This is a genomic window from Methylobacterium sp. UNC300MFChir4.1, assembly GCF_900110155.1.
Lineage (GTDB): Bacteria > Pseudomonadota > Alphaproteobacteria > Rhizobiales > Beijerinckiaceae > Methylobacterium.
This window is the reverse complement of the sequence record NZ_FOCS01000006.1, coordinates 102,799-121,671: the sequence shown is the minus strand read 5'-3', so window position 1 is coordinate 121,671 and position 18,873 is coordinate 102,799. Positions and strand designations below refer to the sequence as shown.

The following is an 18,873-nucleotide window of genomic DNA, read 5'->3' as shown; positions in this document are numbered from 1 at the left end:
GTTATTGCCAGGGCAGCGCGTCGAGATCGACGTTCCCGCCCGTGATGATCACGCCCACCCGCTTGTTCGCGAAGACGGGGCGGTTCTTCAGCACCGCCGCCAGGGCGACGGCGCTGGACGGCTCCATGACGATCTTCAGCCGCTTCCAGATCAGCTGCATCGCCGCGACGATCTCGGCCTCGGAGACCGTGAGGATATCCGCGACGTGGTGGCGGACGAAGTGCCAGGTGAGGTCCTTCAGCGGCACCTTGAGCCCGTCCGCGACCGTCACCGGCGCGTCGTCGGCGATGATCCGTCCGGCCTTCAGGCTGCGATGGGCGTCGTCGGCCTGCTCGGGCTCCGCCGCGTAAACGGCGATGTGCGGGGCGAGCCCGGCCAGCGTCAGGCAGGTGCCCGACACCATGCCGCCGCCGCCGATCGGGGCGATCACCGCGTCGAGATCCGGGACCTGCGCGATCAGCTCGCGGGCGCAGGTTGCCTGCCCGGCGATGATGCGGGGATCGTTGTAGGGATGCACGAACTCCGCACCGGTCTCGGCGACGACCTCGGCGAACACGGCCTCGCGCGATGAGGTGGACGGCTCGCACTCCACGACCCGGCCGCCGTAGCCGCGCACGGCGTCCTTCTTCGCCTGGGGCGCGGTGCGCGGCATCACCACCGTGCAGGAGATGCCGCGCCGGCCCGCCGCGTAGGACAGGCAGGTGCCGTGGTTGCCCGACGAGTGGGTCGCCACGCCCCGGGCAGCCTGCGCGTCGGTGAGGCTGAAGACGGCGTTCGAGGCGCCCCGCGCCTTGAAGGCGCCGGCCTTCTGCAGGTTCTCGCACTTGAAGAACAGCCGCGCGCCGGCCGCTTCGTCGATGATCCGCGAGGTCAGGACCGGCGTCTCGTGAATGTAGGGCCGGATGCGCTCGTGCGCGGCCAGGACGTCGTCGAGGGTGGGCGTGATCAGGGCGCTTGCCATGGCGCGCCCCCTCAGGCGGCGGCGCGCAGGGCGGCGGCCGGGGCGCGGCGGTACACCGCCTGCGCGGCCGCGACCCCCGATCCCAGCGCGATGCGCAGGCCGAGATCGGCCATCGCCATCTCGGCGGCGGCGATCCCCGACAGCGCCATCACGTCCGTGAGGCTGCCGAGGTGGCCGATGCGGAAGACCTTCCCGGCGACCTCGCCGAGGCCCACCCCGAAGGCGACGTCGTAGTGGCGCGCCGCGTGGGTGACGATCCGCGTGGCGTCGAAGCCCTCCGGGGTGCGGATCGCGCTCACCGTGTCCGAGTAGAGGTCCGGGCGCGCGGCGCAGAGTTCCAGGCCCCAGGCGGCGACGGCGGCGCGGATCCCGTCCGCGATGCGGCGGTGCCGGGCGAAGACGGTCTCGAGCCCCTCGGCCAGGAGCAGTTCCGTCGACAGCTTCAGGCCGTTCAGGAGGCCGACCGCCGGCGTGTAGGGATAGGCGCCGTTCGGGTAACCCTTCGCCATGTCGCGGATGTCGAAATAGGTCCGCGGCAGCGTCGCCGTCGCCGTGGCGGCCAGGGCCTTGGGCGAGAACGCCACGATGGCGAGGCCCGCGGGCAGCATGAAGCCCTTCTGCGAGCCCGTCACGGCGACATCGACGCCCCACGCGTCCATGCGGAAATCCATGGACGCGATCGAGCTGACGCCGTCGACCAGCAGCAGGGCCGGGTGGTTGCTGGCATCCAGCGCGCGGCGCACGGCGGCGACGTCCGAGCGGACGCCGGTCGCCGTCTCGTTGTGCGTGACGAGCACGGCCCGGATGCGGTGCGCCTTGTCGGCCGCGAGGGCCTCGGCGAAGCGATCCGCCGGAAGCCCCTCGCCCCACGGGGCCTCGATGACTCGGACATCGAGGCCGTGGCGGCGGGTCATGTCGATCCAGCGGTGGCTGAACATGCCGTGGCGCGCCGCCAGCACCGTGTCGCCGGCGCTGAGCGTGTTGGAGAGCGCGGTCTCCCAGCCGCCCGTAGCCGTCGACGGGAAGATGAACACCTCGGCGTCCTCGCTCTTCAGGACCTTCTTCACGCCGGCGAGCGCCGGATGAAGGATCTGCGCGAACAGCGGCGACCGGTGATCCAGCGTCGGCATGTCGGCCGCGCGGCGAAGCACTTCCGGCATATTGGTCGGGCCGGGAATGAAGACGGGATTCTGTGCGAACATCGGCGGCGCTCTCCTCCAATACGGGAACGATAGCACCGCCGACACCGTATTGATATTTTCTTGAAAAACTTTTTCATCAACGGGCGAAGCGCGAAAAGACACGCCGTGGCAACGTCTTACCTTTTTCCGTTGTGAGAAAAATTTTTCCATCCTAGGAATTGCGCGGGATCGGCGAAGGCGAGGACGGCATGGATTCGGGAAACCGGCGGCGCGGGCGGCCGAAGGGGTTCGGCGGCGCCAAGCCGGCGGCGACCATCCAGGCGCTCGACCGCGCCCTCGATGTCCTCGACGTCCTGGCGGGCGGCGACGGGCTGACGCTCTCGGAACTGGCCGGCAGGCTCGAGCAATCCGTGGCGACCATGCACCGGGTCCTCGCGACGCTCGAGCGCCGCGGCCTCGTCGAGATCAGCGCCGACAAGCAGGAGTGGCACGTCGGTGCGGAGGCTTACCGGCTCGGATCGGCGTTCCTGCGCCGCCACAACGTCGTCGAGCGGAGCCGGTCGATGATGTGGACGCTGATGCAGGAGACCGGCGAGACCTCCAATCTCGGCGTCGAGAAGGATGGCAACGTCCTGTTCGTCAGCCAGGTGGAGACCCACGAGACGATCCGCGCCTTCTTCCCGCCGGGCTCCCTGTCGCCGCTGCACGCGTCGGGCATCGGGAAGGCTCTGCTGAGCACCTACGCGCCGGCCCGGACCGAGCGCCTGTTCCGGGGAAAGACCTTCGCGCGGTTCACCGACAAGACCATCGGCTCACTGGACCAGCTGCGCGACGACGTCGAGGCGACCCGCCGCCGGGGCTACGCGATCGACGATGAGGAGCGGAGCATCGGGATGCGCTGCGTCGCCGCCCCGATCCTCAACGTCCACGGCGAGGCCATCGCGGGGATCTCGGTGTCGGGGCCGACGCACCGGCTGTCCGACGAGAAGCTGCGCGCGATCGGCGAGCGGGTGCGGAGAGGCGCCGCCGCGGTCTCGCGCGCCCTCGGAGCGCCCGCCGCGACGATGACCGCGACGCCCGACGCGCCGGGCGCGCCCGACCGGGACTGACCAGCGGTGCTCCAGTGCGGCGAGGCGCGCCCTAGCGCTCGGGATGTCGGCGGCGCGGATCGACGGTGCCGACCGCCGACGGGGGCCTGCCGTCGCCGTCGAGGATACCGGCGCGCCCGTCCGGCGCCGTCCGCGGATCCGCGAGCGTCGCGCGGCCCTGGAGGCCGCCGGGGGCGGTGACGGCCGGGATGCCGGCGGGGGCGGTGAAGCTCTGCGCCAGGGCGGGCCCGGACAGGCCGATCCCGATCACGGCGCCGATCAGAAGACGAGAGGTCATGGCGGAGGTCCAGCTCAGGTCTGTCGCCGGGATCATCCCGGTCGCGTTACGCCTCGATGTGGGATCCGCGACCCCGGGGTCCAACACGCGGGATGAGCCCCCGTGCACCCCGCCGGCCCGGGCGGTGCCGCCCCGCGGCCCGCGTCCGCCCCGCAGGGCTCCGTGACCGTGGCGGGCGAAAGTCCGGAACGGAGAAGCCGAGCTTCGAGTTGAGGGGCCGCTGAATCAGGGGCCATCCGTGAGACCGTCTCTCCTCGCCACGCTCGGGCTGCTGCTCGTCGCCTACCCGCACGCGTCCGGGGCGCAGGGCGTTCCGGACTCGCGAGGCGTCCAGAGCGTCCAGAGTGTCCAAGACGCGCAGGATGTCCGGGGCCTGCCGGCCGCGACCGTCGAGCCGGGCGAGCCTCGCCCGGGACCGCCCCCGCCGCTCCCGGACATCTCGGACCCGAACGGCCGGGCCGGCGAGGCCCTGAACGAGCCCGGCGAGCGCTCCGGCATCCCGAAGGCCCTGCGCTCCTCCGGATCGAAGGCGGGCGGGCCGGCCAACGATCTCAACCCGAGCGGGCAGGCAGAGGCGCCGGCACCGCCGAAGGGCGACCTGGGCCGGGTCATCGCCGGCAAGGAGCTGTTCCACGGCAATTACTGCGGCACGGGTCAGCGCGGCGAGGGGCTGCCGCCGACCGACGCCCTCGATGCCGCGTGCATGCGCCACGACGCCTGCTACGACGCGGCGGGCTACCGTTCGTGCGCCTGCGACGCGACGCTGAGGCGCGAGGCTTCCACCGTGTCGGACAGCCCGGACGCGGCGCTGGAGGTGCGGCGCCGGGCGCTGAGCGTGATCGAGGCTACCGCCGCGATGGCGTGCCGCGCGCCCTGAGCGCCCGCCGCGATGCGGGGATCTCGCCCCGGTGACGCCACCATGGACTTGCATCCCGGCGCATGCCTGCTTTCACGGGCCGCAGTCGAAGTCCGGTCTCGCCCCTTGTCCCACCGCACCGCATCGCAGGGTTCTGTCGCGCCCGCCGCCCGCCGCGGGGCGGGCGCGGCGCGCTGGATCCCGCCCGCGATCCTGGCCGCCGGCCTCCTCGCGACCGGGCTGAGCACGGCCCTCACCTGGCAGGCGGCGGCGCTGCGCGACCGCATGACCTTCGAGCACGCCACCGAGATCGAGCTGCGCACGGTCGAGGACCAGTTCCGCACCTACACCGCCCTCCTGCGCGGCGCCGCCGGCCTGTTCGCCGCCGAAGGCGCCACCGTCACGCTGGCCCAGTTCCGGGCCTACGTGCAGCGGATCGAGCTGCAGCGCCTCTATCCCGGGTTCCTCGGCATCGGCTTCACGCCGACCCTGCCCGCCTCCGCGCGGGAGACGTTCGCCGCGCGCGCCGCGGCCCTGGGCGTCGAGAATGCCCGGGTCCGGCCGCCGACCGACAACCCGATGATCAGCCCGGTCCTGTTCGCCGAGCCGCCGAACCCGCGCAACCTCGCCGCCATCGGCTACGACGTGATGTCGGACCCGGTGCGGCGCGACATGGTCGAGCGGGCCCGCGACACCGGCCAGCCGGCCGCCTCGGCGCGGATCCAGCTCGTGCAGGAGATCGACGCGAACAAGCAGGCGGGCTTCCTCGTCGCCATGCCGGTCTATGCCGGCGGCGCCGTGCCGCCGGACCTCGAGGACCGTCGGCGACGCTTCCTGGGCTTCGTGTTCGGTGCCTTCCGGGCCGACGACCTGTTCAACAGCATCGTGGCGGCGGAGGCCGAGGAGGACGCGGCCTTCGCCATCTACGACGGCGCGCCGAGCGAGGCGAACCTGCTGCACCGGTCCGCGCAGGCCTCCGCCACCGGGGCGGGGCGCCTCACCCGCGAAGCGCATCTGGAACTCGGCGGCCGCACCTGGACCGTGGCGTTCGCGCAGCGCGTCTCGCCCCGGCGCGGCTCGGCGCTGCCGGAGATCTGGCTCGTCTGCGGCGGCGGCCTGTTCGCCACCGCCCTGCTGGCCTTCGCGGCCTACCGGCAGCGCCGCACGCAGGACGAGATCCGCCAGCTCAACGCCTCGCTGGAGGCCCGCGTCGAGGAGCGGACGCGCGATCTTCGGGCGGCGGCCGACCGTCTGCGGCAGGCCGGGGAGGAGCGGGCGCGCATGGAGGAGGCGCTGCGCCAGTCGCAGAAGATGGAGGCGGTGGGCCAGCTCACCGGCGGGCTGGCGCACGACTTCAACAACCTTCTGGCGGGCATCTCGGGCTCGCTGGAGCTCATCGAGGCCCGCATCGCCCAGGGGCGGTCGAAGGATGTCGGCAAGTACATCGCGGCCGCCCAGGGCGCCGCCCGGCGGGCCGCGGCGCTGACCCACCGCCTGCTCGCCTTCTCGCGCCGCCAGACGCTGGCGCCCAGGGCGATCGACGCCGACCGGCTGGTCCGCGGGATGCTCGACCTGATCCAGCGCACGGTCGGGCCGAGCGTCGAGGTGCGGCACGTCGGGGCGGACGGGCTCTGGGCCGCGCTCGCGGACCCGTCCCAGCTGGAGAACGCGCTCCTGAACCTCTGCATCAACGCGCGGGACGCGATGCCCGGGGGCGGCCGGATCACCATCGAGACCGACAACCGCTGGATCGACCGGCAGCAGGCCGACGCCCAGGACATGCCGGAGGGGCCGTACCTGTCGCTGTGCGTGTCCGATACCGGCACCGGCATGCCCCCGGAGGTCGTTGCCCGGGCCTTCGACCCGTTCTTCACCACCAAGCCGATGGGCGAGGGCACCGGCCTCGGCCTGTCGATGATCTACGGCTTCGCCAAGCAATCCGGCGGGCAGGTCCGGATCACCTCGACGGTCGGCCAGGGCACGAACGTGTGCATCTACCTGCCGCGGCACTTCGGCGAGGCGGACGCGGACGGGCCCGACCCGGGCAGGGGCCTGATGGCGCAGGCCGAGGCGGGCGAGACCGTGCTGATCGTGGACGACGAGCCGACGGTGCGCATGCTGGTGACGGACGTGCTGAGCGACCTCGGCTACACGGCGATCGAGGCCACGGACGGCGCGGGCGGGCTCAGCGTGCTGCAATCGGGCGCGCGGATCGACCTGCTCGTCACGGATGTCGGCCTGCCCGGCGGCATGAACGGGCGCCAGATGGCCGACGCCGCCCGGGTCGGCCGACCGGAGCTGAAGGTGCTGTTCATCACCGGCTTCTCCGAGACCGCGCTGCCGGGCGACGGGCGTCTCGAGCCCGGCATGGCGGTGCTGACTAAGCCCTTCGCCGTGGAGGCCCTGGCCGCCCGCATCCGCGAGCTGATCGCGCGCTGAGCCGGGCCCGCCGCGACGGCGGCGCATCGCCTGTCTCGAGGTGCGCCGGATCGGCGCAGGGCGCCCTCGGGCGGCACGGCCGCGGCCACCGCCGCCCTGCCATTCGTTGAGATCGCGGCCCCGGAGGCCTATGCAGGGACACCATGGAACTCCAAGCGTCCACCGCCCGTCCCCTGGCGCCCCCCGTCCGCACGCCGTCGCCGCGCGGGCCCGCTGCGCCGTTCCTGCCCATGAGCCGAGCCGAGATGGCGGCCCTGGGATGGGAGTCCTGCGACATCGTGCTGGTGACCGGTGACGCCTACGTGGACCACCCGAGCTTCGGCATGGCCATCATCGGCCGGCTGCTCGAGTCGCAGGGCTTCCGGGTCGGCATCATCGCCCAGCCCGACTGGCACTCGGCGGAGCCGTTCAAGGCGCTCGGCAAGCCGAACCTGTTCTTCGGCGTCACCGGCGGCAACCTCGATTCGATGGTGAACCGCTACACGGCGGACCGGCGGTTGCGCCACGACGACGCCTACACGGCCGGCGGCGAGGGCGGCCGGCGCCCGGACCGCTGCACCATCGTCTACACGCAGCGCTGCCGCGAGGCCTTCAAGGACGTCCCGGTCGTGCTCGGCGGCATCGAGGCGTCGCTGCGCCGGATCGCGCACTACGATTACTGGTCCGACAAGGTGCGCCGCTCGATCCTGGCCGACGCCAAGGCGGACCTGCTGATCTACGGTAACGCCGAGCGCGCCGTGGTCGAGGTGGCGAACCGCCTCGCGGCCGGCGAGGCGCCGCACCAGCTCGACGCGATCCGGGGCGTCGCCCTGTTCCGCCGCGTGCCTGCCCACTACACCGAGCTGCCCGCCGACGACCTCGACTCGACGGACGAGGCTGCCACCCGCCGGCCCGGCGAGACCGTGATCCGGCTGCCCGCCTACGACGAGGTCAAGGACGACAAGGAGGCCTACGCCCGCGCCTCGCGCGTGCTGCACCGGGAGGCCAATCCCGGCAACGCGCGCCCCCTCGTCCAGCGCCACGGCGACCGCGACCTGTGGCTCAACCCGCCGCCGATCCCGCTGACCAGCGACGAGATGGACGCGGTCTACGACCTGCCCTACGCCCGCGCCCCGCATCCGTCCTACGGCGACGCGAAGATCCCCGCCTGGGACATGATCAAGTTCTCGGTGACGATCATGCGCGGCTGCTTCGGCGGCTGCACCTTCTGCTCGATCACCGAGCACGAGGGCCGCGTCATCCAGAACCGCTCGGAGGGCTCGATCCTGCGCGAGATCGAGCGGATCCGCGACAAGACCCCGGGCTTCACGGGCGTGATCTCGGATGTCGGCGGGCCGACGGCGAACATGTACCGGATGGCCTGCAAGGACCCGAAGATCGAGGCGGCGTGCCGGCTGCCCTCCTGCGTCTTTCCGGACGTCTGCCCGAACCTGAACACCTCGCACGACGACCTGATCCGGCTCTACCGCAAGGTCCGCGAGGTGAAGGGCGTCAAGAAGGTGATGGTCGCCTCGGGCGTGCGCTACGACCTCGCGGTGAAGAGCCCCGAATACATCAAGGAGCTCGTCACCCACCACGTCGGCGGGCGCCTGAAGATCGCGCCCGAGCACACCGAGCGCGGCCCCCTCGACAAGATGATGAAGCCGGGGATCGGCACCTACGACCGGTTCAAGGAGATGTTCGACGCCGCCGCCAAGGAGGCGGGCAAGAAGTATTACCTGATCCCGTACTTCATCGCGGCGCATCCGGGCACGACCGACGAGGACATGATGCACCTCGCGCTCTGGCTCAAGAAGAACAACTACCGCGCCGACCAAGTCCAGACGTTCCTGCCCTCGCCGATGGCGACCGCAACCGCGATGTACCACACCGAGATCAACACGCTGCGGGGCGTGAAACGCGGCGGCAGCGAGTCGGTCGAGGCGATCAAGGGCCTGCGCCAGCGCCGGCTGCACAAGGCGTTCCTGCGCTACCACGACCCCGAGAACTGGCCCCTGCTGCGCGAGGCGCTGCGGGAGATGGGCCGCGCCGATCTCATCGGGCCGCGGCCGGACCAGCTGGTGCCGTTCTCGCAGCCGCCGGGGACCGGCGCCGGGGCGGGCCGGACGGGCGGCCAGCCGCGACCCCGCTACACGGGCGGCGGCCAGCGCTTCACCACGAAGGGCGTGCCGCTGCGCAAGTGACGGTTCGTGACGGGTCCGGCGCGCCGTAACGAATTGATACGCGCCGGCCATATTGCCGCGCGGCCGGCCGGTCAGCCTCACCGGCGGTCGACACGGAGGTCGCGATGGCTGTCGCCTGCCCTGTTCTGACGCCCAAAGAGCGCGAGGCGTCCGAGATCCTGGACGCCGCGCAGCGCGCGATGATGGAGACGGTGCAGGCGGCGGTGGCGGAGGCCGCCGCGCGGGTGCGCCAGCAGAACCTCGATGCCGGCCTCGACCTCGCCCCGCCGCCCCGGGCCTATTTCGAGTCCGTGGTGCACCAGCGGATGTACCTGACGCTCTGCGGGGCGGCGGTCGGCACGTTCGCGGGCGGCGACGCCAGGACGGCGATCGGCCTCATCCGGAATCAGCAGCTGATCGCCAACCGCTACTGGGGGGCCGGGATCGCGGTGACGCCGAGGGCGCCGTGACGGCGGCGCCCGAGAGCGCCGCCGGGATCGTCCTAACGCGCGTCGACCGGCTCGCCGGGATCAGCGCCTACCCGTGGACCCTGACGCGGCGCGTCTTCAGCCCGCAGCAGGCCGAGGCCGAGGCGCTCGTCCTCGGCTGGATGGCGGAGGCCGGCCTGTCGGCCCGGCGCGATCCCGCCGGCAACCTCGTCGGCCGGATTGAGGGCGCGGTTCCGGGCGGCCCGGCCGTCGTCGTCGGGGGCCACGTCGACACGCGCGAGGATGCCGGCCGCTACGACGGGACGCTCGGCGTGCTGATCGGCATCGCCGCCGTCGAGCGCCTGATCCGGCACGGACCGCCGCCGCGCCACGCGGTCGAGGTCGTCGCCTTCGTCGCGGACGCGGCCGGCCGGTTCGGTCCCCGGCAGCTCGGCAGCCGGGCCGTGGTCGGGCGGCTCGCCCCGGACGCGCTGGACTGGGACGACGCCTACGGCGTCACCCTGCGTCGCGCCCTGGAGGCGCACGGGCTCGACCCGGCGCGCCTCGCGAGCGCGCGCCGGGCCTCGGACGCGATCCTGGCCTATCTCGAGGTCGCCGCCGAGGCCGGCCCCGTGCTGGAGCGATCGGGAGCGCCGGTCGGGATCGTGCCGGCCCTGTCGGAATCGACGATGCTCCGGGTCACGCTGACAGGCGCCGCCGTCGACGCGGCGGCGAACCCGATGCCGGGCCGGCGGGACGCCCTCGCCGGGGCGGCCGAATGCGTCCTCGCCGCCGAGCGCGTCGGCCTGGCGCGGGAGGGGGTCACCGTGACGGTCATGCGCCTCGACGTCGCGCCGGTGCCGACCTTCGTGGTCGCGGGGTCGGCGACACTGGGCGTCCGCCTCGATTCCGCCGACGACGGCGCGCGGCGCGCGGCCGTGGCGGAACTCGCCGCGGCGCTCGAGGCGGTCGCGGCGCGGCGCCGGCTGGGGATCGCCGTCGAGCGCAGCGTCGATCCCGATGCCACCCGGTGCGATCCCGGTCTGGTCCGCCTGTTCGAGGAGGCCGTCGCGGCCGCGGGACACCGCGCCGTGCGGCTGGCGCAGGGCGTGACCACCGACGCGTCCCACATGGCCTTGCTCGGACCGATCGGCCTCGCGCTGATCCGCTGTCGAGGCGGAGTCGGCTGGGGGGCGGCGGGGACCGTCGACCCGGCCGACGTCGCGGTCGGCCTCGACGTGCTCGCCGGCGTTGTCGGCGCGCTCGCGGGCGGCGCGCCCTCCCCGCGCGAGCCGCGGGACGGGCACCTCAGCCCGTCTTGGCCGGCAGGGTGAAGAGGTCGACGAAGGACCGCGCCAGGTCGGCGGGGCCCGCGACGGCGAGCGTCCCGCCGGCGCCGTCCCGGTCCAGCGGCGCCTTGCCGTAGATCGTGCGGCGCATCGCCATCGTGTCGCCGGTGAAGGCGAGGTCGGGCGCCTCGGCGACGCCCCGCCGCACGCGGATCCCGCCGCCGGCCACCGTCGCGACGAAGTCCTCGCCGGGGAAGTGGAAGGCGACCGTCGCCGACAGCGCCGACGCCCGCCCGCGGTCGACCAGGGCCTCGAGCGACATCATGGCCGACGCCCCCGACATGAACAGGCTCGGATCGTGCCGCGGCGAGCGGGCGGCCCAGCGGCCCAGATCGCGCATCAGCGGCGCGGCCTCGCGGCCCCAGTCGGTGAGATCGTAGACCTGCACGTTGGCCGGCGACGGCAGCCGGTAGCGCAGGGCGATGCCCGCCGCCCCCAGGCTCTCTAGCCGCTGCGTCAGCACGTTCGCGCTGATCCCCGGGAGGTTTGCCCGGATCTCGCTGAACCGCCGGGGGCCGTAGACCAGCTCGCGCATGATCAGCAGCGACCAGCGCTCGCCGATGAACTCCAGCGCGAGGGCCGTGCCGCAGGCGTCGTCGTACAGGCGCTCGCGAGGCCGGGATGCTAGATCGGTTATTTTTTCTGACTTCATGGTTGCTTTGTGTAACCGAGAATGCGAGCCTGGGCAAAGCGGGGCCGGAGGGGGCGCCGCGCAGCGGCCGCAGCGGCGATTGTCACGGAGGAGCGCCCGATGCCACCCGCCGAGGGGACACCCATCTGGTTCGAGCTGAACGCGTCCGACCCGGACGCCGCGCAGGCCTTCTACGAGGCGGTCGCCGGCTGGCGCGTCGCGCCGTCGCCGATGCCCGAGCACGGCGGCTACCGGATCGCGGAGGCCGACGGGGCGCCCGTGGCCGGGATCCGGCGGCCGATGCCCGAGGCCCCCGGCCTCCCCGGCTGGGCGGTCTACCTCGCGACCTCGGACGTCGACGCCCTGGCTTCCCGCGCGGTCGATCTCGGCGGCGCGGTCCGGTTCGGGCCCGTCGACATCCCCCATGTCGGCCGCTTCGCCATGGTGAGCGACCCGCAGGGCGTGGTCTTCGCCGCGATGAATCCGGCCCATGCCGGCGCGAGCCGGGCCTTCGGGCCGGTGCCGCTCGAGACGGAGCGGACGCGCGGCCACGGCGTCTGGATCGAGCTCGCCACCCCCGATCCCGCGGCGGCCCTCGCCTTCTACGGGGCGCTGTTCGGCTGGGAGAAGCTCGGTGCCATGCCGATGGGCGACTTGGGCGAGTACGCCTTCATCGGGCGGGGCGACCTGCGCCCCGGTGCGGTGATGTCGAGCGCGGCCACCGGCGCGCCGGCCCGCTGGAACTGGTACATCCACGTCGCCGACATCGACGCCGCGCTCGCGACCGTCCTGGCGGCGGGCGGCACGGTCCTCCAGGGACCCGACCCGATCCCCGGCGGCAGCTACGCGGCCAACATCGCCGATCCGGCGGGCCACCAGCTCGGCCTCGCCGGCCCGCGGCAAGCCACGTGAGGAGCGTCCGGCCATGACGAGCGACAAGCTGACGACCTGCCTGTGGTTCGATCGCGGCGAGGCCCGCAAGGCCGCGGAATTCTACGCCGCGACCTTCCCCGACAGCCATGTCGGCGCGCCCATGAACGCCCCCTCGGATTTCCCCGGCGGGTCCGCGGGAGACGAACTCACGGTCGCGTTCACCGTCCTCGGCCGTCCGTTCGTCGGCCTGAACGGCGGCCCGGCCTTCCGGGCCAACCAGGCGGTCAGCTTCATGGTGCTGACCGACGATCAAGCGGAGACCGACCGCTACTGGGACGCCGTCGTGGGCCACGGCGGCGCGGAGAGCGCGTGCGGCTGGTGCACGGACCGCTGGGGCTTCTCCTGGCAGATCACGCCGCGCGCGCTCCTGCACGCCAACAGCCACCCCGACCGGGCTGCGGCCCGGCGCGCGTTCGAGGCCATGATGACCATGCGCAAGATCGACATCGCCCGGATCGAGGCTGCCCTCCGCGGGGACTCCGCCCATGCGTAAGATCACCGGCTCCCTCTTCCAGTCCCTCGACGGCGTGATCCAGGCACCGGGCGGTCCGGAGGAGGATCAGACCGGCTTCGCGCACGGCGGCTGGACCTTCCCTTACTTCGACGCGTCGCTCGCCGGGCCGATGGGCAAGCTGCTCGGCGGCGATTACGAGCTGCTGCTCGGCCGGCGCACCTACGAGATCTTCGCCGCCTACTGGCCGCACAACGCCGAGCAGCCGATCGGCGCGACCTTCAACGCGATCCGCAAGCATGTCGTCACCGGAAGCGACGCCGCGCTCGACTGGAACAACAGCCGCCGCCTCGCCGGCGACCCCGTCGCGGCGGTCACCCGCCTCAAGGAGAGCGAGGGCCCCGACCTCCTCATCCAGGGCAGCAGCAGGCTCTATCCGGCGCTGCTTCCGGCGGGCCTCATCGACCGGCTCGTCCTGATCACCTTCCCGGTCATGCTCGGCCGCGGCAAGCGCTGGTACGCGGACGACCCGGCGGCGGCCCGCACCTGGACGCTGGTCGAGCAGAGCCACTCGCCGAAGGGCGTCCACGTCGCGGTGCTCGCGCGGGACGGGGCGGTCCAGACCGGCAGTTTCGCCAGCAAACCACCCAGCGCGGACGAGATCGCGCTCCGCGAGCGCCAGGCGGCGGGTCGCTGGTAGACCGCCGCCTGCGGCAGCGACCGGCCGGCCGCGCGCGGCACGGGGTCGTGACCCGTCGGAAGCCGGCAGGTCCCGTGTCAGCCCTCCCCTCCCTTCACCCCTCTTGGCGGCCGCGCCGCGGCCGGGGTAGCCTGCCGCTCGCCCCGGAACCGGGATGGTGAACGCATCGCGGACGACCCACCCCCACCGTGTCCCTGACCGGCGCCGGGTCGGCAATGCGGGCACCGACGGACCGACGCCGGCTCGGGGAGAGGACCATGACGACCGTCGATCAGGCCAAGACCATGGCCAAGCGGCTGCGCGCCGCGCTGGCAGCCCGCGACCTCGCCGTCCCGCACGCGGCCGCCCTCGAACTCGTCGCCGCCGGGCTGGGCTACGACGACTGGAACACCGCCTGCGCCGTCCTGGACCGGGACGCGGATGACGGCCCCCGTTTCTTGGAGGCGGTGCCGGTTCTGCGCATCTTCGACGAGGCCAAGGCGCGCGCGTTCTACTGCGGCTTTCTCGGCTTCACGCCCGGGTTCGAGCACCGGTTCGAGCCGGGTCTGCCGCTCTACATGGAGGTCGCCCGCGCGGGATTGCGGTTGCACCTGACCGAGCACCACGGCGACGCCACCCCCGGCTCGACCGTGTTCGTGCCGATGCGCGGCATCCGGGCCTATCACCGGGCGCTCACCGACCAGCGCTACGGCTATGCCCGGCCCGGCATCGAGCAGGCGCCCTGGGGCGAGGTGCTGGAGGTGGCGGATCCGTTCGGGAACCGGTTGCGATTCTGCGAGCGCCGAACCGGGTGACCGGTCGGGCGGGCGGTCCGATCCGCCGCCGACCCAGCATCTGGACTCGATCGGCACCTGACGGCGACGACGGCGTTCAGAGCGACGCCCGAGGCGTGGTGTTGCCCTCGATCGCGAAGGCGGCCTGTGGGGAAAGGCCGATCCCGGGCGCATCCCCATCGCCGGCCGGGTCCCGATGCCGCCGGCGTGCTGGGCCCGCCTCCAGTCCGAAAGCGGATCGTAGGTGCCGGCCCGGAGCCCGTGCTGCAGCGCTCTCACCGCGACGGAGCCGCACGCTCGTATGGGTGCTCCCATAACGACCTTGACGTGGGTTAATAGGGGCGATCTGAAAAACTTATTGAACATAGACGCTGGGTCTAATATCTGACAATTTTTAGATCAATATTGGGAGAGTCGGCCACATCGCTTTGGTGCGCGCCTGCCTTTATGGAATCGATTGAATTGCGTTGGAGGGAGCAATGACTGATTTTTTCAAGCAAATCATTCATGCGCCACAGTTACTTATTACCTGGACAATGTTTTTCGGGTTCGGACTGGCATTTTATGTAGCTTATATTGCAAAGAACCGCGCGAAATTCTCATTCCGTGGACTTGCAAAGCACTGCGTGCCGTTCAATGTCCTCACGGAAAAAAGCTTCCACACAGATGTAAAAATATACATCATTGGAAAATTGACAGGCAGTTTCATCGTGATACCTGCCATATTTCTCACTGCTGTTTGCTGCAATGCATATAGTTCTCTCGCGCATCTAATTTTCCCGGATTTCAAGAACCTCGAGTTTAGTATTTTTTATGCCAGTATTTGCACGATCGTCGTGTTCGTTGTCGTAGAATTCTCGGATTTTATCTGCCATTATGTTGAGCATAAAGTGCCGTTCCTGTGGGAGCTTCATAAAGTCCATCATTCGGCGCAAACTCTGAACCCTCTGACATCGAAGCGAGGCCATCCCGTGGGGATGGCGCTCGAAGCCATCGTTCGAGGGCTTCTGACTGCCGTGCCCGGTGGCTTGTTCATGTTCCTGTTCGGTCTCAGCGTCATTGAGGCAACGTCACTATCTTGGGTCGCATCGAAAGTTTTTATTCTTCTCACTCTCGATCCGCTGAAGCATTCGCATCTTCCGATAAGCTTGGGGTTCTTCGATAAATTCCTGATCAGCCCGCATATGCACCAGATACATCACAGCAAGGTGCAGGCGCATTGGGACAAAAATTTCGGTACAAATTTGTCTATATTCGATTGGATGTTCGGGACTGCCTACAGACCGAGTCGGAACGAGATGCCGGTATTCGGCATCTCTGGCCTCAAAGAAGAAACGTTGATGAAATACAACTCTCTGTACGGGTCCTATGTCGCGCCTCTGACCAGGAGCTACAGAAAGATCCGGAAAATGTTCAATCATGAAACAGGCTCAACCGAGCGATCGGCATCCTAGCTGGGGGCTCATTCAGGCCCATGCGATGACACGGGAGACGAGCGCGACGGCGGCGAGATGATCATGGGTCAAGCGATCGTGGTGGGTTGTGACGGGCCGCCAGTTTCTGAGGTGTCCGCAAAGGCCCGCGATTCGATTGCGCCGCCGGTCGGCGATCCGGCTGTGCTTGTAGGGCACCGTCCGCGTGGCCGTGGACGGGATGGTGGCGATCAGTTCGGTGGCTCTTGAGCCAATCCCCCAGGCTCTGCGCGTCGCAGGCTCTGTCGGCCGTCAGAGCCCGCGATGAGCCACCTGTTGTAGCGGTTGTGGATCGTCGTGTGGGTGCCGTGGGCGGAGGGCGTGTCCTGCCAGCGGCAGCCGACCTTCGGGATGTGCCGGATGCCGCTGATCACCCGCCTGTCATCGATCCGAGGTTTACCCGGTTCGCCATGCGGCAGAAGCGGCTCGATCCGCGCCCAGGCGTCGTCCGAGAGCTAGAACAACCGCGCCATCGCGATCCTCTCGCGCGGAGAACTCCACAATCAGGAAGAGGACGCGAGCGGACGCAGATCGTTGTATGAGTGCCCGAACCAGAGGAGGAGGGCCGCGATGGGCGTCGATATCGCGCGCGTGAAGGCGCTCATCGCGACGTTGGAGGCGGTGACCTCCGCCCCCCATTTTCACAGGACGGCCTTCCGGACGCCGCGCAAGACCTTCGCGACGCTGGACGAGGTGGGCCACGACATCAACCTGATGTTCGACCCGGACCTGCGCGACTTCTTCTGCGAGCAGGTGCCGGCGGCTTTCAGCCCCGTTCCGGGCGGCTGGGGGCGGATGGGCGCGACGCGGTGCGACCTCGCGATCGTCGACGAGGCGACCCTGATGTCGGCCCTGACGGCGGCCCACCGGCTCGCCGCGCCGAAGCCGCGCACGCGGCGCGGCGGCGCCTGAGACCGGCGCCCGTCGCCCACGCCCCGCCGACTGTGACGGTCCCGACCCCCAAGGTTGGGCCGGGATCCGTCCGCCGGCCAGACCTCAGGCCGGGATCCGTCCGTCGGGCGTGTAGCGGTCGACGGCCCGGGGGAGCTCGCGGGACAGCCGGGAGAGCAGCTCATCGCGGGACAGTCCCGTCCGCTGGGTGAGAGCCGTGAGGACGTCGGGTCCGATCGCCTGTTCCAGGTGGTGCGGCGCGATTTCCTGGTTCGGTCCCGTCTTGACCCAGGACTGGGCGGCCGTCCCGTGACCGGCCTGCTGGAAGCGGTCCAGCATCTCGCCGAGGCCGCTGTGCAGGAACCCGCCGGGAGCCTCGCCGCGCCTGTCGCCCAGCAGGCCGCCGAGGAGACCGCCCAGGCCGGCACCGGAGCCGCTGTTGGAGCCGTCGGCTGGGCCGCCGGGGCCCGCCGGCGCGGTCTGACCGGCGCCGCCCAGCAGTTCCTCGAGCTTGTCGCGGTTCTGGTAGCCTGCCAGGGCGAGGAGGCCCAGGAGCGCCGTCATCGAAGGGTAGCCATCACTCATGGTTCGTCTCCCGCTGCGGGCAGCGGGCCCGCGCCCGTTCGCCACGCGACGCCAACCAACGCGCACGGACCCGATTGCGATGCGGGCGGCCCCGCCGAGGCCGGCGCGGCCGCATCGCGAACGGCTCTAGCCCGCCGCGGCACCGACGGGGTTGTCGACGCCGATCGGGTAGGTGCCGTGCCCCGCCCGCACGCGGCCGTCCTCGAAGACGAGCACCTCGCTGACGCTCACACCCTTCTGATTGCGATACTGGATCACCAGCGTGTCGATGCCCGCGAAGACCTGCTCCACCGCAAAGTGGAGGTCCGGGATCCGCCGCAGGGCCTCCGTCCAGTAGGCGCGCAGCGCATCCTTGCCCCGCACCGTTCCGCCCGAAGCGGGAACGATCCGCGCGGCGCCCGGCGAGGTGAACACGGCGTCGTCGTGGAAATGGGCCAGCACCCGCTCGACATCGTGCGCGTTCCAGGCGGCGCACCACGCATCGGCGAACGCGTTCCAGTCCAACGGGCGCGGCATCCCGGTGATCTCCATGCAAGTGCCGGACTCGGGCACCGCATGACGGGCCGACGGGAGGCTACCGCACGCTCGCGGCGATGGGTAGGCCGACGGGCCCCGGGACAGGACCGGCCGAGGGGCTGCATGCCCTCGGCGCCGGCGAACCCGGCCGGAGGTCGGCTCAGCGCCACCCGAGCGCGGGGGCCACGTGCGTGAGCAGGCTCTCGATGAGGTGGGCGTTGTAGGCGACGCCCAGCTGGTTCGGGACCGTCAGCAGCAGGGTGTCGGCCTCCGCGATCGCCGCGTCGGCGCGCAACTCGTCGACCAGCCGGTCCGGCTCCGCGGCGTAGGAGCGGCCGAAGACCGCCCGCATGTTGTCGATGATGCCGACCTGGTCGCTGCTCGTTCCGCGCCCGAAATAGGCGCGGTCGAGGTCGTTCACGAGCGCGAAGATCGAGCGCGAGACCGAGACCCGCGGCGTGCGGGCGTGCCCCGCATCCTGCCACGCCTGCCGGTAGCGGCGGATCTGCCTGGCCTGCTGGACGTGGAACGGCTCGCCGGTCTCGTCCGCCTTCAGGGTCGAGCTCTGCAGGTTCATGCCCTGCTCCGCCGCCCAGATCGCGGTCGCGTCGGAGGCCGATCCCCACCAGATGCGGTCCCGCAACCCCTCGGAATGCGGCTCCAGGCGCAGGAGTCCCGGCGGGTTGGCGAACATCGGCCGCGGGTTGGGCTCGGCGAACCCCGTTCCCTTCAGGAGGTCGAGGAAGACCTCGGTGTGCCGGCGCCCCATATCGGCGTCCGTCTCGCCCTCGGCCGGGGCGAAGCCGAAGTGCCGCCAGCCGTCGATGACCTGCTCGGGCGAGCCGCGGCTGAGCCCGAGCTGCAGGCGTCCGCCCGCGATGAGGTCCGCCGCGCCGGCATTCTCGACCATGGAGAACGGGTTCTCGTAGCGCATGTCGATGACGCCGGTGCCGATCTCGATGCGCTTCGTCCGGGCGCCGACTGCCGCCAGCAGCGGGAAGGGCGAGGCGAGCTGGCGCGCGAAATGGTGGACCCGGAAATAGGCGCCGTCCGCCCCGAGCTCCTCCGCGGCGACCGCGAGGTCGATCGACTGGAGGAGTGTGTCGGCCGCATTGCGCGTCGCCGACCCGCCGTTCGGCGACCAGTGCCCGAAGGACAGGAACCCGATCGTCTTCATTTGCAGAACCTCTGCGCGCCC

19 protein-coding genes and 1 pseudogene are annotated in these 18,873 nt (G+C 71.2%); 12 read left to right on the top strand and 8 right to left on the bottom strand.

The features are described from left to right. Position 1: 1 nt before the first annotated feature. Complete coding sequence (gene bhcB, locus BMY19_RS10950; RefSeq protein WP_100251724.1) at positions 2 to 961, bottom strand: beta-hydroxyaspartate dehydratase BhcB; 960 nt, start codon at positions 959 to 961, stop codon at positions 2 to 4. Between the two features lie 11 nt (positions 962 to 972). Then, positions 973 to 2,163: an L-aspartate--glyoxylate aminotransferase BhcA gene (gene bhcA / locus BMY19_RS10945; protein WP_100251723.1), complete on the bottom strand. Its 1,191-nt coding sequence runs from the start codon at positions 2,161 to 2,163 to the stop codon at positions 973 to 975. A gap of 188 nt (positions 2,164 to 2,351) precedes the next feature. Here bhcA and bhcR point away from each other — a divergent pair, with 188 nt between their 5' ends. Next, positions 2,352 to 3,212, top strand: coding sequence for an HTH-type transcriptional regulator BhcR (bhcR, locus tag BMY19_RS10940; RefSeq protein ID WP_091978571.1), 861 nt, complete (start codon positions 2,352 to 2,354; stop codon positions 3,210 to 3,212). 31 nt (positions 3,213 to 3,243) lie between these two features. Here bhcR and BMY19_RS10935 read toward each other — a convergent pair whose 3' ends face one another. Next, positions 3,244 to 3,489 (bottom strand): hypothetical protein, encoded by a 246-nt coding sequence (locus BMY19_RS10935; RefSeq protein WP_170862949.1) that lies wholly within the window; start codon positions 3,487 to 3,489, stop codon positions 3,244 to 3,246. Between the two features lie 238 nt (positions 3,490 to 3,727). On the opposite strand from BMY19_RS10935, the gene BMY19_RS10930 reads away from it, so the two are divergent. The 5 genes from BMY19_RS10930 to BMY19_RS10915 all read left to right on the top strand — a co-directional run bounded on the left by BMY19_RS10930 (position 3,728) and on the right by BMY19_RS10915 (position 10,708). Then, positions 3,728 to 4,366 carry a phospholipase A2 family protein gene (locus tag BMY19_RS10930; RefSeq protein WP_100251721.1) on the top strand — a complete coding sequence of 213 codons (639 nt, stop codon included), beginning with the start codon at positions 3,728 to 3,730 and terminating at the stop codon, positions 4,364 to 4,366. A gap of 105 nt (positions 4,367 to 4,471) precedes the next feature. Then, entirely contained in the window at positions 4,472 to 6,784 is a 2,313-nt protein-coding gene (locus BMY19_RS10925; RefSeq protein WP_100251720.1) for a CHASE domain-containing protein, read from the top strand. Positions 6,785 to 6,927: 143 nt separating this feature from the next. Then, positions 6,928 to 8,967, top strand: a complete 2,040-nt coding sequence (locus BMY19_RS10920) for a YgiQ family radical SAM protein (protein WP_100251719.1) — start codon at positions 6,928 to 6,930, stop codon at positions 8,965 to 8,967. 104 nt (positions 8,968 to 9,071) lie between these two features. Continuing rightward, a complete protein-coding gene (locus BMY19_RS30860) occupies positions 9,072 to 9,416 on the top strand; it encodes a hypothetical protein (RefSeq protein WP_170862948.1) in 345 nt (114 codons plus the stop codon). Next, complete coding sequence (locus BMY19_RS10915; protein ID WP_170862947.1) at positions 9,413 to 10,708, top strand: hydantoinase/carbamoylase family amidase; 1,296 nt, start codon at positions 9,413 to 9,415, stop codon at positions 10,706 to 10,708. The genes BMY19_RS30860 and BMY19_RS10915 overlap by 4 nt, the downstream gene beginning before the upstream one ends. Here the strand turns inward: BMY19_RS10915 and BMY19_RS10910 are convergent. Continuing rightward, the gene (locus BMY19_RS10910; RefSeq protein ID WP_100251717.1) at positions 10,683 to 11,375 is read right to left on the bottom strand and encodes a winged helix-turn-helix transcriptional regulator; all 693 of its coding nucleotides are present in this window, start codon (positions 11,373 to 11,375) and stop codon (positions 10,683 to 10,685) included. The genes BMY19_RS10915 and BMY19_RS10910 overlap by 26 nt on opposite strands. A 99-nt stretch (positions 11,376 to 11,474) precedes the next feature. Between BMY19_RS10910 and BMY19_RS10905 the strand changes: the two genes are divergently transcribed. The 5 genes from BMY19_RS10905 to BMY19_RS10885 all read left to right on the top strand — a co-directional run bounded on the left by BMY19_RS10905 (position 11,475) and on the right by BMY19_RS10885 (position 15,665). Next, positions 11,475 to 12,266 (top strand): VOC family protein, encoded by a 792-nt coding sequence (locus tag BMY19_RS10905; RefSeq protein ID WP_100251716.1) that lies wholly within the window; start codon positions 11,475 to 11,477, stop codon positions 12,264 to 12,266. Between the two features lie 13 nt (positions 12,267 to 12,279). Next, positions 12,280 to 12,780 (top strand): VOC family protein, encoded by a 501-nt coding sequence (locus BMY19_RS10900; RefSeq protein WP_100251715.1) that lies wholly within the window; start codon positions 12,280 to 12,282, stop codon positions 12,778 to 12,780. Continuing rightward, complete coding sequence (locus tag BMY19_RS10895; RefSeq protein ID WP_100251714.1) at positions 12,773 to 13,438, top strand: dihydrofolate reductase family protein; 666 nt, start codon at positions 12,773 to 12,775, stop codon at positions 13,436 to 13,438. The genes BMY19_RS10900 and BMY19_RS10895 overlap by 8 nt, the downstream gene beginning before the upstream one ends. Before the next feature lie 257 nt (positions 13,439 to 13,695). After that, a complete protein-coding gene (locus tag BMY19_RS10890; RefSeq protein WP_042670241.1) occupies positions 13,696 to 14,232 on the top strand; it encodes a glyoxalase superfamily protein in 537 nt (178 codons plus the stop codon). 458 nt (positions 14,233 to 14,690) lie between these two features. Beyond that, positions 14,691 to 15,665: a sterol desaturase family protein gene (locus BMY19_RS10885; protein ID WP_100251713.1), complete on the top strand. Its 975-nt coding sequence runs from the start codon at positions 14,691 to 14,693 to the stop codon at positions 15,663 to 15,665. 287 nt (positions 15,666 to 15,952) lie between these two features. Here the strand turns inward: BMY19_RS10885 and BMY19_RS31310 are convergent. Then, a pseudogene (locus tag BMY19_RS31310) lies at positions 15,953 to 16,114 on the bottom strand (transposase); the annotation flags it as partial. 139 nt (positions 16,115 to 16,253) lie between these two features. On the opposite strand from BMY19_RS31310, the gene BMY19_RS10875 reads away from it, so the two are divergent. Next, complete coding sequence (locus BMY19_RS10875) at positions 16,254 to 16,595, top strand: MmcQ/YjbR family DNA-binding protein (RefSeq protein WP_100251712.1); 342 nt, start codon at positions 16,254 to 16,256, stop codon at positions 16,593 to 16,595. An 84-nt stretch (positions 16,596 to 16,679) separates the two neighbouring features. On the opposite strand, the gene BMY19_RS10870 is transcribed toward BMY19_RS10875, so the two are convergent. The 3 genes from BMY19_RS10870 to BMY19_RS10860 form a co-directional block, all read right to left on the bottom strand. Continuing rightward, positions 16,680 to 17,159: a YidB family protein gene (locus BMY19_RS10870; RefSeq protein WP_100251711.1), complete on the bottom strand. Its 480-nt coding sequence runs from the start codon at positions 17,157 to 17,159 to the stop codon at positions 16,680 to 16,682. A 126-nt stretch (positions 17,160 to 17,285) separates the two neighbouring features. After that, positions 17,286 to 17,690, bottom strand: coding sequence for a nuclear transport factor 2 family protein (locus tag BMY19_RS10865; RefSeq protein WP_244534892.1), 405 nt, complete (start codon positions 17,688 to 17,690; stop codon positions 17,286 to 17,288). Between the two features lie 145 nt (positions 17,691 to 17,835). Then, entirely contained in the window at positions 17,836 to 18,852 is a 1,017-nt protein-coding gene (locus BMY19_RS10860; RefSeq protein WP_100251710.1) for an LLM class flavin-dependent oxidoreductase, read from the bottom strand. Positions 18,853 to 18,873 lie beyond the last annotated feature (21 nt).

Excerpts from the sequence above, each read along its gene's own strand:
- bhcB (WP_100251724.1), bottom strand. The coding sequence starts at position 961 with ATGGCAAGCGCCCTGATCACGCCCACCCTCGACGACGTCCTGGCCGCG.
- bhcA (WP_100251723.1), bottom strand. The coding sequence starts at position 2,163 with ATGTTCGCACAGAATCCCGTCTTCATTCCCGGCCCGACCAATATGCCG.
- bhcR (WP_091978571.1), top strand. The coding sequence starts at position 2,352 with ATGGATTCGGGAAACCGGCGGCGCGGGCGGCCGAAGGGGTTCGGCGGC.
- BMY19_RS10935 (WP_170862949.1), bottom strand. The coding sequence starts at position 3,489 with ATGACCTCTCGTCTTCTGATCGGCGCCGTGATCGGGATCGGCCTGTCC.
- BMY19_RS10920 (WP_100251719.1), top strand. The coding sequence starts at position 6,928 with ATGGAACTCCAAGCGTCCACCGCCCGTCCCCTGGCGCCCCCCGTCCGC.
- BMY19_RS30860 (WP_170862948.1), top strand. The coding sequence starts at position 9,072 with ATGGCTGTCGCCTGCCCTGTTCTGACGCCCAAAGAGCGCGAGGCGTCC.
- BMY19_RS10910 (WP_100251717.1), bottom strand. The coding sequence starts at position 11,375 with ATGAAGTCAGAAAAAATAACCGATCTAGCATCCCGGCCTCGCGAGCGC.
- BMY19_RS10905 (WP_100251716.1), top strand. The coding sequence starts at position 11,475 with ATGCCACCCGCCGAGGGGACACCCATCTGGTTCGAGCTGAACGCGTCC.
- BMY19_RS10900 (WP_100251715.1), top strand. The coding sequence starts at position 12,280 with ATGACGAGCGACAAGCTGACGACCTGCCTGTGGTTCGATCGCGGCGAG.
- BMY19_RS10895 (WP_100251714.1), top strand. The coding sequence starts at position 12,773 with ATGCGTAAGATCACCGGCTCCCTCTTCCAGTCCCTCGACGGCGTGATC.
- BMY19_RS10890 (WP_042670241.1), top strand. The coding sequence starts at position 13,696 with ATGACGACCGTCGATCAGGCCAAGACCATGGCCAAGCGGCTGCGCGCC.
- BMY19_RS10885 (WP_100251713.1), top strand. The coding sequence starts at position 14,691 with ATGACTGATTTTTTCAAGCAAATCATTCATGCGCCACAGTTACTTATT.
- BMY19_RS10875 (WP_100251712.1), top strand. The coding sequence starts at position 16,254 with ATGGGCGTCGATATCGCGCGCGTGAAGGCGCTCATCGCGACGTTGGAG.
- BMY19_RS10870 (WP_100251711.1), bottom strand. The coding sequence starts at position 17,159 with ATGAGTGATGGCTACCCTTCGATGACGGCGCTCCTGGGCCTCCTCGCC.
- BMY19_RS10865 (WP_244534892.1), bottom strand. The coding sequence starts at position 17,690 with ATGGAGATCACCGGGATGCCGCGCCCGTTGGACTGGAACGCGTTCGCC.
- BMY19_RS10860 (WP_100251710.1), bottom strand. The coding sequence starts at position 18,852 with ATGAAGACGATCGGGTTCCTGTCCTTCGGGCACTGGTCGCCGAACGGC.